The following is a 13531-nucleotide window of genomic DNA, read 5'->3' as shown; positions in this document are numbered from 1 at the left end:
TGGCGTACTACACGATGTGCACATACGGCCACAGAGCCGTTACGCGACGACAGGAGGTTCGTCATGGCCAGCACTTCCGCAGCAGCCGCACGTCGGCACCGCCCCGTCGGCCCTGCTCCCTCACTGACCGGCCCCGCGAGCGACGTCCACCCCGTCCTCCGCCGGGCCACGGCCCCGCCCGCCGCACTCGAACTGCTCGCCCAGGCCCGCGCCGGCATCGACGAGGCCGCGCACCAGGAGACTCCGAACGAGCGCTATGCCACGGCCCACCTCGCGGCCCTGCGCACCGCGGCCGCCGTCCTCGCCGCCCGCGGCAGGCCCGAGACGACCCCACGACGCAGGCAGCGGATCCGCAGCGCCTGGGAAGTGCTCCCCGAGATAGCACCCGAACTGACCGAGTGGAGCGCCCTGTTCGCCTCAGGCGCGGCGCGCAGGGCCCGCGCGGAGGCGGGCATACAGGGCGCGGCCACCGTCCGGGACGCGGACGACCTGCTGCGTGACGTGGCGATGTTCTTACGCCTCGTCGAGCGGATGCTGGTGCTCCAGCCCGTGCTGCCCCAGCCCAGGCAGGAGCCGCCGGACGCCGGCCGAGACGGGTGACGGGGCAGTCGGCCGAAGGCAATAGGGTGGGAGCGCCCGCACCCTCCCGGCTGCCGCAAGAGCAGGCGGAGGGAACCCCCTAGCTCCGCCGCGGACATGCGGTGGACGCGCCGAGGAGTCAACTGCCGTGTCGGACCCGATGCGCCCCCGCGCTTCTCTCCGTACCGCCGTGGTCTGGGAGGTCCTCAAGGACGCTCTCGACCGCCGGGTCAAGGCCACGGGCCGGGAGTCACACTCCCTCGACGTGCTCGACACCGGAGGCGGCAGCGGCAACTTCGCCGTGCCCGTCGCCCGCCTCGGCCACCGCGTCACCGTCGTCGACCCCAGCCCGAACGCCCTCTTCGCCCTTGAGCGCCGGGCAGCCGAAGCGGGCGTCGCCGACCGGGTGCGCGGCGTCCAGGGCGACGTACACGGCCTGTTCGACGTCGTGGAGCGCGCCGGGTTCGACGCCGTCCTGTGCCACGGCGTCCTGGAGTACGTGGACGACCCCGCCGAAGGCGTGCGCAACGCGGTCGGCGCGCTGCGCCCCTCCGGCACCCTCAGCCTGCTCGCCGCGGGACTCGGCGGGGCCGTGCTCGCCAGGGCGCTCGCCGGGCACTTCACCGAGGCCAGGCAGGCACTCAGCGACCCGGCGGGACGCTGGGGCGACGGCGACCCCGTGCCCCGGCGCTTCACCGCCGAGCAGCTCACCGAGCTGGTCGAGGGCGCGGGCGTCAGGGTCGACGCGGTGCACGGGGTGCGGGTCTTCGCCGACCTGGTTCCCGGGGTTCTGGTGGACACGGAGCCCGGCGCCCTGGAGGCCCTGCTCAAGCTGGAGGCGGCCGCCGCCGAGCTCGCCGCCTTCCACTCCGTGGCCACCCAGCTGCATGTGCTCGGTGAGACCCGGGATGCCGACGAGACCTGATGTCCGGCCCCGCCGCCCGCTGATCAGCGACGCAGCCGCACATGGAGTACGGCACATACCCCCCGAACGGGCTATGGGCGCCGTATGATCGAGGCAGACCGTCCGGCATGCCGGACCGGCCGCTGGGGAATGCACGCTTCAGCGAGCCGGAGCGGCAGGGTGGTCCGGTTTGGCGAAGTTGGCGCAGAGGGGCGGGTTTCACGGGGGCGATTCCCTGCCTATCCTGAAGGGGACCCCCGGTCGCCCCGGCGACTGCACGATGAGGAGGACTCCGTGCCGCTCTCGGAGCACGAGCAGCGCATGCTCGAGCAGATGGAGCGAGCGCTGTACGCCGAAGATCCCAAGTTCGCGACAGCGCTCGAGGGAAGCGGGCTGCGTACGTACACCCGGCGACGGGTCTACCAAGCGGTCGCGGGCTTCCTTGTGGGTATCGCCCTTCTCATGGCCGGAATGGTCGCCCAGCAGATCTGGGTGAGCGTGGTGGGATTCCTCGTCATGCTGGGATGTGCGGTGCTCGCCGTCACCGGATGGCGCAAAGCGCCCAAGCCGGGTGAACAGCCGGCCGCCGGCACGCCCACGACAGAGGGCAGCACCCCGGCCCGTCGGCAGACCCGGCAGCGAAAGTCGATGATGGACCGGATCGAGCAGCGTTGGCAGCGCCGCCGAGACGAACAGGGCCAATGAGTTCTTAGCTTTTCAGCAGTACGTAAGGGGTGACCGCCAAGGCGGTCACCCCTTACGTATGCTCTCTAGCTCTCCTGCTGCGACGGCCTCCGCAGCGCCGCCCACCGCTTGGCGATCCGCTCGGACCACCGCCCCTTGAGCGCCGTCCAGCGGTCCGAGACCGCCCACACCACTCGTGCGGCCGAACGCGGGGCGAGCGTCGCCCGCAGCCGGGCCGAACGGTTCGACGTGGCCCACAGCCCCTCGGACACGCGGTGCACATCGTCGGCCAGGCCCGCCGCCGGCTGGGGCCGTGGCGCGTAGAGCACCTGCTCGACCGCGGCCGCCAGGCGATGGACGGACTCCGCGGGTGCCGCGGCGAGCTGCCCGATGCGTACGATCCGGGCCGCCGCCTTGCGCGGGGTCTGTGACTCGTCCGGCGTGATCCCGTGGTCCCAGGCCGTATCGGTCACCTCCAGCCAGGCGGCGAGAGTCCGCGCGGCCGCGTCCGCCTCCGTACGGCCCGGAGAGCCCAGGCGCACCGCCCGGATCCGCTTGCGCCACAGCATCGGCAGCAAGGGCAGGCCCAGGACCACAAGGGCCCCCAGAGTCACGGACACGATCATGCCGATCGGCGGTCCATCACCGCCCGAGCCGCCCGCGATCGCAGGGGCCGTGCTCGCGCAGCCGCCCTGCTTCTGCTGGTCGGGCGGGCAGCTCGCGGAGGCCGAAGGCTCGTCGGACGGCGCCGCCGACGAGCTCGACTCGGGCGCCGCCGGGTCGCTTGCGCCGTCGGACGGGGTGTCCGGGCGCGTGTAGTCCGGCACCGTGCCGCGGTTCGGGGTTGGCTCGAAGCGGGTCCAGCCCACGCCCTCGAAGTACAGCTCGGGCCAGGCGTGCGCGTCCCGCAGACCGACCGACATCGAACCGTCCGCCTGCGCGGCGCCCGGCGTGAAGCCCACCGCGACGCGCGCCGGGATGTCCAGCGTCCGCGCCATCGAGGCCATCGCGAACGAGAAGTGGACGCAGAAGCCTTCCTTCTGCTCCAGGAAGCGGGCGATCGCCGCCGGACCGCTGCCCGCCCGCACCTGCGTGTTGTACGTGAAGCCGCCCTCCGAGGCGAACCAGTCCTGGAGCTTGACCGCCTTCTCGTAGTCGTTCGAGGCGCCCTTGGTGATCTTGCGGGCCTCGGAGGCCACCACGGGCGGCAGGGAGCCGGGCACCTTGGTGAACTCTTCCGCGATCTGCCGGGGCGGCTCGGACGCGTTCGCCAGCTGCTCGGCCGTGGGCTCCACGATGAGGCTCTTGACCTCGTACTGCGCGCCGCGCGTCGTCTGCCCGCGGTCGCCCACCAGGGCGCGCCCCACCGGCTCGTACCGCCAGCGGCCGTTGATCTTCACCTCGCTCGCCGGATAGGGCATCGGCAGCCAGTTCTGGGCGTAGTTGCCGGCGGCCGAGATGTTCGTCTGGATCTCGCTCCTGCGGACGTCCGGATAGAGGCCCGGCGGGTCCTCCAGGCGCGGCGGTACGTCCTCGATGCTGCGGACCGTGGTCTTCCAGGTCGTGCCGTCGAACTGGTCGAGGGAGACGATCCGCAGGTAGAGGTTCTCGGTCTCCTTGGCGTTCGTCTTGTACGAGATGACCTCGCGGTCGTCCGGTTCGTTCAGGCTGTCCTGGAGCGCGACCAGCGGATTCACCGCGGAGATCGTGCCGCCACCGCCGGAACCCGAGCCTGCGCCGCCGCCGGAACCGTCCAGGAGCCCGCCGTCCAGGGCGGGCAGCGCGAGCGGCACCACCAGGGCGATGCCCAGGGCCACCGCGCCGATGCGCCGCCCGGTGCGGACCGGCGCGATCGCGCCACTGTCGGTCTCCAGGCCCCCGGAGATCCGGCCGGGCGCACGCGCGGCGCCCCCGAAGACCCGCCCCCACTGGGAGAGCCGGTCCCGTCCCTCCGCCAGGAGCAGCAGCAGATACCCGGCGGCCGCCAGCAGGAACCACAGCCACCCGGCCCCGTCCCCGGAGAGCCCCGCGGCGACCGAGTACAGCGCGAGCAGCGGAAGACCCGCGGGCGCGGCCGTACGGAACGTCACCGCGAGGGCGTCCACCGCGAGGCCGATCACCAGGACACCGCCGACCAGCATCAGCCGGATGCCCTCGCTGAGCGGCGCCGGGATCGCGTACCGCCCGACGTCGTTGCCGCCCGCCTCAAGGAGCAGCCCGAACTCCCGGAACACGTCGGGGCCCGGAAGCACCCCGCCGATCGCCTGCTCACGGGCGAACACCAGCGTGAGGAGCAGCAGCGTCACCAGGGCCTGCACGGCGACCGTGACCGGCCGGGCCAGCGGGACCCGCCGGGTCAGCGCGCCCACGCCGCTCTGCAGCGCGAGCAGGATCGCCGCCTGCACGAACCACGTCGCCGGATCGACGAGCGGCAGCAGCGCCCCGGATGCCATCAGCGTGGCCGCCGTGGCACAGAGCGCCAGTCGCGCGCGCCCACTCATGTACGTCCCCCTGTTGTCGTGCCTGTCGCGCCTGACGTCCCGCAGGACGGACCGCGGCTCATCCCCAGCCCCCGGTCGTCGTCCCCGCCGCGGGCGCCGGGCCCACGCTCGCCCGCAGATGGTCCGCCTGGCGCCACAGGTCCACCAGAGGCACCCCGGGAGGCACCGCCACGGCCGTCCAGCCCGCCTCGCGCAGCATCCGGACCCGCTCGTCGCCGGGGCCCGAGGGAGCGCCGCCGGGGCCCTGGGCCCAGGCCGTGCTGTCCAGGACGAAGGCGACCGCCGCGCCGCTGCGCTGCCGCATCTTGGCGGCCACCGTCGCCTGCTCCTCGTCGAGGTCGCCGAGGAAGGCGATCAGCAGGCCTTCGTTGCCCCCACGCAGCATGTCGTACGCGGGTGAGAGCCCCGCGCCGTCCGAGTGGTCGATCACGGCGAGGGTGTCCATCATCAGTCCCGCCGCGTCCGCCGACTCCTGGCTCGCGCCCGCGAAACCGTCCGAGCCCTCCCCGGGCACGGAGTTGCCGGTGTCGGTCAACAGCCGTACCGAAAAGCCCCGTTCGAGCATGTGCACCAGGGCGGACGCCGTGCCCGACACCGCCCACTCGAAGGCCGAGTCGGGCCCCGCGCCCCGGAAGGCGAGCGCCCGGGTGTCCAGGAGCACCGTGCAGCGGGCCCGCTGCGGCTGCTCCTCGCGGCGCACCATGAGCTCTCCATAGCGGGCCGTGGAGCGCCAGTGGACGCGGCGCAGGTCGTCGCCGTGGCGGTAGCCCCGCGGGATCACGTCGTCCTCGCCCGCGAGGGCCAGCGAGCGGTGCCGCCCGTCCCCGTACCCCTTGGCCTCACCGGTCAGCCGCACCGGAGGCAGCGCCTCCACCCGCGGGATGACCGTCAAGGTGTCGTACGTCGAGAAGGAGCGGGTCAGTTCACACATCCCGAAGGGGTCCGTCAGGCGGAGTTGCAGCGGCCCCAGCGGATAGCGCCCCCGCAGGTCCGAGCGGACGCGGTAGGACACCTCACGGCGGCCCCCCGCCTCCACCCGGTCGAGCACGAACCGGGGCCGCGGCCCCAGGACGTAGGGCACCCGGTCCTGGAGCATGAGCAGCCCCGTGGGCAGGCGCGAGACGTTGTCCATCCGCAGATGGACACGCGCCTCCGAACTGGCGGGCACGCGCGCGGGGGAGAGCCTGCGGCTGCCCGCGACGCGGTAGCGGGTGCGGTAGAGCACCGTCGCGCACACCAGAGGGAGCACGGCGAGCAGCAGCCCGACCCGGAGCAGATCACTCTGCCCCAGGACGTACGCGCAGATGGCGGCGGCGACCCCGGCCGCGAGGAACGATCGCCCGCGCGTGGTGAGACCCGCGAGCGCGGTCCGCAGTCCGCCCTTGCCCTCCTCGGCCTGCGCCGGCTGCGGCCCCCCGGCCGCCATCACAGCCTCCGTGCGCCGGGCGGCTGCTGGTTGAAGTAGCCGCTGTTCGGCTGGGCGGCGGCCGGGACGGGCGTGCGCTGGAGGATCTCCAGGACGACCGATTCGGCCGTACGCCGGTTCAACTGCGCCTGGGCCGTGGGCAGCAGCCGGTGCGCGAGCACCGCCACGGCGAGGGCCTGGACGTCGTCCGGCAGGGCGAACTCCCGGCCGCTGAGCGCCGCGGAGGCCTTGGCCGCACGCAGCAGGTGCAGCGTCGCGCGCGGCGACGCCCCGAGTCTCAGGTCCGGGTGGTTGCGGGTCGCCCCCACCAGGTCCACGGCGTACCGCCGTACGGAGTCGGCGACGTGGACCGTGCGGACCGCGTCGATGAGCTTCACGATGTCGTGCGCGTGCGCCACCGGCTGGAGGTCGTCCAGCGGCGAGACACCGCCGTGCACGTCCAGCATCTGCAGCTCGGCCTCCGCGTTCGGATAGCCGATCGAGACGCGCGCCATGAAGCGGTCGCGCTGCGCCTCGGGCAGGGGATAGGTCCCCTCCATCTCGACGGGGTTCTGCGTCGCCACCACCATGAAGGGGCTCGGCAGTTCATAGGTCTGCCCGTCGATGGTGACCTGGCGCTCCTCCATGGACTCCAGGAGCGCGGACTGCGTCTTGGGAGACGCGCGGTTGATCTCGTCGCCGATCACGATCTGCGCGAAGATCGCGCCGGGCTTGAACTCGAAGTCCCGGCGCTGCTGGTCGAAAATGGACACACCAGTGATGTCCGACGGCAGCAGGTCGGGCGTGAACTGGATGCGCCGCACGGAGCAGTCGATGGACCGCGCGAGCGCCTTGGCGAGCATGGTCTTGCCCACGCCCGGTACATCCTCGATCAGCAAATGCCCCTCGGCGAGGAGCACGGTCAGCGAAAGCCGTACGACCTCTGGCTTGCCCTCGATCACACCCTCGACCGACCTGCGGACACGCTCCGCTGTGGCGGTCAGATCTGTGAGGCTCGCTCGATCGTCATAGGTCGTCACCCGGCCCTCCTCGGACACGTTCTCCGGGCCGACGCATTTGTGTGCGGCCCGGCCCACCCCGAATCACGGACACCACGCGTGAATGGTTCAGCGTGATGCCCACCCCGCATTCTTGTTGGGCATACCGGGTTGTGTCACTCGCCCGCGGATAACTGGCGGCGATATGTCGGGTCTTACGGCCTTTTGGCTACCGAGCCGGTCCGGAAAGGTCCGGTCCGGACCCCGTCACGCAGGGTCGATCTCCCGCAGCAGACCTGTGGTCACATCGAAGACGAATCCCCGCACATCGTCGGTGTGCAGAAGGAACGGCGAGGTCCGCACCCGCTGCATCGACTGCCGCACGTCCTGATCGACGTCGCGGAAGGACTCCACCGCCCAGGCGGGCCGCTGGCCGACCTCGAGCTCGAGCTCGTGCCGGAACTCCTCGGTGAGGCTCTCCAGGCCGCAGCTGGTGTGGTGGATCAGTACGACGCTGCGGGTGCCGAGGGCGCGCTGGCTGATCGTCAGGGAGCGCATGACGTCGTCGGTGACCACGCCGCCCGCGTTGCGGATGGTGTGACAGTCGCCCAGTTCGAGGCCGAGCGCGTCGTGGAGATCGATGCGGGCGTCCATGCAGGCGACGACGGCGACGCCGAGGACGGGGCGTGCGTCCATGCCCGGGTCGGTGAAGCCGGAGGCGTACCGCTTGTTCGCCTCGACGAGGCGATCCGTGACGGTGTCGCCGACGGCTATGTCACCGATCGGCTCTGCGGGGAAGCTGCCCGTAGGGGATGCGGAAGTCGACATGACTATGACGGTAGTCGGCACTGATCGCCCGGGCCCGCTGTGAGAAGGGACAAAGAACGTCAATGAGTCTTGTTGTGAGCTAACCCACAGGGGTGCGGCGCCTACCCCCGAACGGGTGACGAGGCGTCTTTCGCGGCCCGTCGACGACCTGTCCGCGACGCGCAGGCCAGTTGATTGACCGGGCGACACGGTGGACTAAAGTGACGCGAAGTGGGAGCCGTGACCCTGCTCCCAGCTGGACTGTTCACCCGGAGATTCCCTGAATCCCCCCACGTGCGCGGCGCGTACGTACGGCTCGGCCTCCTCCCGCTCCCGGTCGGCTGACGCCACTTCCCCGGCGCCAGCAGGCCATTCCCCTTCCCGAGCGGGCGGGGACCCGGCCGTGCGCACCGCCTCGCGCCGGACCTGAGAGGGCCCTTTGAGCCACACCCGACACGTCCCGGTGATGCTCCAGCGATGCCTGGACCTGTTGGCCCCCGCGCTCGCTCAGCCGGGCGCGGTCGTCGTCGACTGCACCCTCGGACTCGGCGGCCACAGCGAGGCGCTCCTGTCGACCTTCCCGTCGGCCCGCCTCATCGGCCTCGACCGCGACAAGGAAGCGCTGCGGCTCTCCGGAGAGCGGCTCGCCCCCTTCGGCGACCGCGCCGAACTGGTGCACGCGGTCTACGACGAACTGCCCGACGTGCTCGACCGGCTCGGCATCGCGAAGGTCCAGGGAGTGCTCTTCGACCTCGGCGTCTCCTCGATGCAACTCGACGAGGCGGACCGGGGCTTCGCCTACGCGCAGGACGCGCCCCTGGACATGCGCATGGACCAGACGACCGGCATGAGCGCCGCCGAGGTCCTCAACACGTACGCGCCGGGCGAACTGGTGCGGATCCTGCGCCAGTACGGCGAGGAGAAGCAGGCCAAGCGGATCGTGAGCGCCGTCGTCCGCGAGCGCGAGAAGGAGCCGTTCAGCAACAGCGCCCGGCTCGTCGAGCTGATCCGCGACTCGCTGCCGCAGGCCGCCAAGCGCACCGGTGGCAACCCCGCCAAGCGCACCTTCCAGGCCCTGCGCATCGAGGTCAACGGCGAGCTGAGCGTCCTGGAGGCGGCCATCCCGGCCGCCGTGAAGGCCCTCGCCGTCGGCGGCCGCATCGCCGTCCTGTCGTACCACTCCCTTGAGGACCGGCTGGTCAAGCAGGTCTTCGCGGCCGGCGCCGCGACGACCGCGCCGCCCGGCCTGCCCGTCGTCCCCGAGCGCTACCAGCCCCGGCTCAAGCTGCTCACGCGCGGCGCGGAGCTCCCCACCGAGGAAGAGGTCGCCGAGAACCGCCGGGCGGCCCCGGCACGGCTGCGGGGTGCGCAGCGCATCCGCGAGGAGACGCTGTGAAGCGCGCCCGCCGGGAGGACCCGTGAACGGCGTCCCTGAGGAGGCCCCATGAGCAAGAAGCCCGAGCTGCGGGGGAGGGCCGCCCGGCTCGCGCGGCTCCTGCCGTCGGGGCCGAGCCAGGCCGCGCGCACGCCGTTCGTGCTCCTCGTCGTGCTGCTGCTCGGCGGCGGTCTGATCACGCTGCTCATCCTGAACTCCTCGCTCAACGAAGGCTCGTTCCAGCTGAGCGAGCTCAAGAAGGAGACGACGGAGCTCACCGACCAGGAGCAGGAGCTCCAGCGGGACGTGGACGCCTACGCCGCTCCTGACGCCCTCCAGCGCCGCGCCCGTGAGCTCGGCATGGTGCCGGGCGGCGACCCGGCCTTCCTGAACCCGGACGGCACCGTGCGCGGCGTTCCCGGAGCCGCCGAGCAGTCCTCCGCGCTGGAGCCCGACCCGCGCCCCCAGGAGGTGGCCTCCCCGGCGCCCTCCGTCTCGATCCCGGTGCTGCCCGCGCCCTCAGCGCCCCAGGCGTCCCCCGCGCCCTCCGCCCCGGCCCCGGACGCCCCGCCCGCGCCCGGCCTCTCCGCGACGCCCGGCCCCACGACCTCCGGCAGGTGACGTAAGTGACGGACCGCCAACCCCCGCGACGCAGGGTCCCGGGTCCCGCGCGGCCCTCGCGCCCCGCCCAACCCGGCCGCCAGCGCCGCCCGGGAGCGGGCTCCCGCCCCGCCGCCCGCCGCCCGCGCCCCGCCACCAAGGCCCGCACCATCCGGCTCGGCAGCCCGCGGCCCCGCCTTCGCATGGTGAGCCTCGGTCTGACCCTGGTGATGCTGGCCTTCGTCGTACGCCTCCTCCAGGTGCAGGCGGTCGACGCCAGCGTTTACACCAGCAAGGCCGAGAAGAACCGCTACTTCAGCCATGTACTGACCGCCGAGCGCGGCGGCATCACCGACCGCCGCGGCGTCGAACTGGCCGCCAGCGTGGACGCGTACGACATCACGGCCGACCCCACGATGTTCACCGCGAAGGAGATGGGCATCAAGGACGCGCCCGAGCAGGCCGCCGCGCTCCTCGCCCCGATCCTCGACAAGGACGTCGACCAACTCACCGAGCAGCTGAAGACCCCCAAGACGCGCTACGTCCTGCTGGCCCGCCGGCAGACCCCGCAGGTCTGGAAGCAGATCAAGGACCTGCGCGGCGCGCTCGACGACAAGGCGCGCACCGACGAGAAGAGCGCCAACGTCCTGGCGGGCGTCTTCCAGGACCCCAGCAGCAAGCGTGTGTACCCGAACGACACCCTGGCCGCCGGGATACTGGGCTGGGTCAACGCCGAGGGCAAGGGCGCGGGCGGCCTCGAGCAGCAGCTCAACAAGGAGCTCGCGGGCAAGGACGGCAAGATCAGGTACGCCCAGTCCGGCGGCCACCGGGTGCCCACCGCGGGGAGCACGGAGACGCCCGCCGTGCCCGGCTCCGACGTCGAGCTCACCATCGACCGCGACATCCAGTGGGCCGCGCAGAACGCCATCACCGAGCAGGTGGAGAAGTCCCAGGCGGACCGCGGCTACGTGATAGTGCAGGACAACAAGACCGGCGAGATCCTCGCGATGGCCAACTCCCCGGGCTTCGACCCGAACGACCTCTCGCAGGCCGACGGGACGGCACTGGGCAACGCCTCGCTCCAGGACGCCTTCGAGCCGGGATCGACCGCCAAGGTCATGTCGATGGCCGCCGTCCTGGAGGAGAACGCGGCCACGCCCGCGACGCGGGTGACGGTTCCCAACCGGCTGCACCGCGGCGACCGGCTCTTCCAGGACGACATCGACCACCCGACCTGGCACCTCACGCTCAACGGCGTGCTCGCCAAGTCCAGCAACATCGGCACGATCCTGGCCACCGGCGAACTGGGCAAGACCCAGAAGGAAGCCAACCGGTCGCTCTACTCGTACCTGCGGAAGTTCGGCATCGGCAGGGAGACCGGGCTCGGCTTCCCCGGCGAGACGTCCGGGATCTTCGCGCCCGCCGACAAGTGGTCCACCTCGCAGCAGTACACGATCCCCTTCGGCCAGGGCTTCTCGATCAACGCGATGCAGGCGACCTCCGTCTACTCGACCATCGCCAACGACGGCGTACGCGTCGAGCCCACGCTGGTGCGCGGCACCAAGGGCCCCGACGGCCGCTTCACGCCCGCGCCCAAGCCCAAGAAGACCCGCGTGGTGAGCGCGAAGACCGCCAAGACGCTGTCGCGGATGCTGGAGTCCGTCGTCGACGACGAAGAGGGCACCGGCACCAAGGCCCGCATCGCCGGCTACCGGGTCGCGGGCAAGACGGGTACGGCCAACCGGGTCGACCCCGAGACCGGCAAGTACAAGGGCTACACCTCGTCGTTCGCCGGGTTCGCGCCCGCCGACAAGCCGCGCGTCACCGTCTACTGCGCCATCCAGAACGCCACCAAGGGCAGCTACTTCGGCGGCCAGATCTGCGGTCCCATCTACAAGGAAGTCATGCAGTTCGCCCTCAAGACGCTCCAGGTCCCGCCCACCGGCAAGGGCGCGGCCAGGCTCCCCGTCACCTTCGAACCCTGAGCCCCACGTCGAACCCTGAGCCCCACCAGGACAAACCCGTGACAACGATCACCCCGAAGCCGGGGAACCAGCCCCCGCCACACCGCCCGCTTCGCCCAACGGCGGGTCAGCCCGGTACGCTCACCGCCGTGCCACACGCTGATCAGTCCCAAACCACCCAGAAGGGCGTTCCCGTGACATATCCGGGACCGCCGAGGCCGGTCCAGGTCTCCGCGACGCCGCTCGCCAGGATCGCCGATCAGCTGGGCGTCGCCGCCCCGGGCACGGGGGAGGTCAGCGGCATCACGCACGACTCCCGCGCGGTCCGCCCCGGCGACATCTACGCCGCCCTGCCCGGCGCCCGGCTGCACGGCGCCGACTTCGTCGCCCAGGCCGCCGACCTCGGCGCCGCCGCGATCCTCACCGACCCGACGGGCGCCGAACGCGCGGCCGTCACGGGCCTGCCGGTCCTGGTCGTCGATGACCCGCGCGGCTCCATGGGGGAGCTCGCGGCCACGGTGTACGGCCATCCGGGCCGCGATCTGCTCCAGATCGGCATCACCGGTACGTCCGGCAAGACCACCACGGCGTACCTCGTCGAGGGCGGCCTCAAGGGCGTCAAGTCGACCGGCCTCATCGGCACGGTCGAGATGCGCATCGGCGACGAGCGGATCAAGTCCGAACGTACGACCCCCGAGGCGACCGACCTCCAGGCGCTGTTCGCGGTGATGCGCGAGCGCGGCGTCGAGGCCGTCGCCATGGAGGTCTCCTCCCACGCCCTCGTGCTCGGCAGGGTGGACGGCTGCGTCTTCGACGTCGCCGTCTTCAACAACCTCAGCCCGGAGCACATGGAGTTCCACTCCGACATGGAGGACTACTTCCAGGCCAAGGCGCAGCTGTTCAGCAAACAGCGCTCCAAGGTCGGAGTGGTCAACTTCGACGACGAGTACGGGCGCCGGCTCATCGACGAGTCCGAGGTGCCCGTCACCACGTTCTCCGCCGAGGGCCACCCCGACGCCGACTGGCGCGCGGAGGACGTCGACGTCCGGCTGTTCGACTCCACGTTCGTCGCGGTCGGCCCGCGGGGGGAGCGGATCACCGCCAAGTCCCCGCTGGCCGGTCCCTTCAACGTCGCCAACACGCTCGCGGCGATCGTCTCGCTGGCCGTCGCCGGGATCGACCCGCAGCAGGCCGCCGACGGCGTCGCGGCCGTGCCGGGCGTCCCCGGCCGCCTGGAGCGCGTCGACGAGGGCCAGCCCTACCTCGCGGTCGTCGACTACGCCCACAAGACGGACGCCGTCGAATCGGTCCTGCGCGCCCTGCGCAAGGTCACCGAGAACAAGCTGCACATCGTCCTCGGCTGCGGCGGCGACCGGGACAAGACCAAGCGGATGCCGATGGGCGCCGCGGCGGCCAGGCTCGCCGACTCCGCCGTACTGACCTCCGACAACCCCCGTGGCGAGGACCCCCTCGCGATCCTCGCCACGATGCTCGCCGGCGCCGCCGACGTGCCGGCCCACGAGCGCGGCGAGGTCGCCGTGTTCGAGGACCGCGCCGCCGCCATCCGCGCGGCCGTCGCACGGGCCGAGCCGGGCGACACGGTGCTCGTCGCGGGCAAGGGCCACGAGCAGGGACAGGACATCGCCGGGGTGGTGCGTCCCTTCGACGACCGCCAGGTACTTCGCGAAGCAATCCAGCAAACCCAGGGATGAAT

Annotated in this window: 11 protein-coding genes; 7 read left to right on the top strand and 4 right to left on the bottom strand. The window is 72.0% G+C overall.

All coding sequences use genetic code 11. The annotated features are described in order from the left end of the window. Window positions 1-63: 63 nt before the first annotated feature. The 3 genes from ACWGI2_RS10550 (at window position 64) to ACWGI2_RS10540 (ending at window position 2188) form a co-directional block, all read left to right on the top strand. The gene (locus ACWGI2_RS10550; RefSeq protein WP_453694915.1) at window positions 64-600 is read left to right on the top strand and encodes an SAV_6107 family HEPN domain-containing protein; all 537 of its coding nucleotides are present in this window, start codon (window positions 64-66) and stop codon (window positions 598-600) included. A gap of 127 nt (window positions 601-727) precedes the next feature. Continuing rightward, window positions 728-1504 (top strand): class I SAM-dependent methyltransferase, encoded by a 777-nt coding sequence (locus ACWGI2_RS10545; RefSeq protein WP_453395065.1) that lies wholly within the window; start codon window positions 728-730, stop codon window positions 1502-1504. A gap of 273 nt (window positions 1505-1777) precedes the next feature. After that, a complete protein-coding gene (locus ACWGI2_RS10540; protein ID WP_453694914.1) occupies window positions 1778-2188 on the top strand; it encodes a DUF3040 domain-containing protein in 411 nt (136 codons plus the stop codon). A 65-nt stretch (window positions 2189-2253) separates the two neighbouring features. On the opposite strand, the gene ACWGI2_RS10535 is transcribed toward ACWGI2_RS10540, so the two are convergent. From ACWGI2_RS10535 to ACWGI2_RS10520, 4 genes are all read right to left on the bottom strand, one after another. Further along, on the bottom strand, window positions 2254-4668 hold the full coding sequence (locus ACWGI2_RS10535) for a transglutaminase TgpA family protein (protein WP_453694913.1): 2415 nt from the start codon (window positions 4666-4668) through the stop codon (window positions 2254-2256). 58 nt (window positions 4669-4726) lie between these two features. Beyond that, complete coding sequence (locus ACWGI2_RS10530) at window positions 4727-6094, bottom strand: DUF58 domain-containing protein (protein ID WP_453395062.1); 1368 nt, start codon at window positions 6092-6094, stop codon at window positions 4727-4729. Beyond that, a complete protein-coding gene (locus tag ACWGI2_RS10525; protein WP_160504541.1) occupies window positions 6094-7113 on the bottom strand; it encodes an AAA family ATPase in 1020 nt (339 codons plus the stop codon). Before ACWGI2_RS10525 ends, ACWGI2_RS10530 begins: the two co-directional genes overlap by 1 nt. 225 nt (window positions 7114-7338) lie before the next feature. Continuing rightward, a complete protein-coding gene (locus ACWGI2_RS10520) occupies window positions 7339-7962 on the bottom strand; it encodes a beta-class carbonic anhydrase (protein ID WP_453694912.1) in 624 nt (207 codons plus the stop codon). A gap of 355 nt (window positions 7963-8317) precedes the next feature. Between ACWGI2_RS10520 and rsmH the strand changes: the two genes are divergently transcribed. The 4 genes from rsmH to ACWGI2_RS10500 are packed head-to-tail and all read left to right on the top strand — an operon-like array spanning window position 8318 to window position 13529. After that, window positions 8318-9274 carry a 16S rRNA (cytosine(1402)-N(4))-methyltransferase RsmH gene (gene rsmH, locus ACWGI2_RS10515; protein WP_453694911.1) on the top strand — a complete coding sequence of 319 codons (957 nt, stop codon included), beginning with the start codon at window positions 8318-8320 and terminating at the stop codon, window positions 9272-9274. Window positions 9275-9322: 48 nt separating this feature from the next. Continuing rightward, window positions 9323-9874, top strand: a complete 552-nt coding sequence (locus ACWGI2_RS10510) for a cell division protein FtsL (RefSeq protein WP_453395059.1) — start codon at window positions 9323-9325, stop codon at window positions 9872-9874. A gap of 5 nt (window positions 9875-9879) precedes the next feature. After that, the gene (locus ACWGI2_RS10505; protein ID WP_453694910.1) at window positions 9880-11838 is read left to right on the top strand and encodes a peptidoglycan D,D-transpeptidase FtsI family protein; all 1959 of its coding nucleotides are present in this window, start codon (window positions 9880-9882) and stop codon (window positions 11836-11838) included. 38 nt (window positions 11839-11876) lie between these two features. Beyond that, window positions 11877-13529: a UDP-N-acetylmuramoyl-L-alanyl-D-glutamate--2,6-diaminopimelate ligase gene (locus ACWGI2_RS10500; protein ID WP_453694909.1), complete on the top strand. Its 1653-nt coding sequence runs from the start codon at window positions 11877-11879 to the stop codon at window positions 13527-13529. Window positions 13530-13531: the final 2 nt, after the last annotated feature.

The organism is Streptomyces sp. NPDC054866, assembly GCF_053610745.1.
The sequence above is the reverse complement of the archived record's forward strand: the minus strand, read 5'-3'. Positions and strand labels throughout refer to the sequence as shown.

Excerpts from the sequence above, each read along its gene's own strand:
- ACWGI2_RS10510 (WP_453395059.1), top strand. The coding sequence starts at position 9,323 with ATGAGCAAGAAGCCCGAGCTGCGGGGGAGGGCCGCCCGGCTCGCGCGG.
- ACWGI2_RS10530 (WP_453395062.1), bottom strand. The coding sequence starts at position 6,094 with ATGGCGGCCGGGGGGCCGCAGCCGGCGCAGGCCGAGGAGGGCAAGGGC.
- ACWGI2_RS10550 (WP_453694915.1), top strand. The coding sequence starts at position 64 with ATGGCCAGCACTTCCGCAGCAGCCGCACGTCGGCACCGCCCCGTCGGC.
- ACWGI2_RS10535 (WP_453694913.1), bottom strand. The coding sequence starts at position 4,668 with ATGAGTGGGCGCGCGCGACTGGCGCTCTGTGCCACGGCGGCCACGCTG.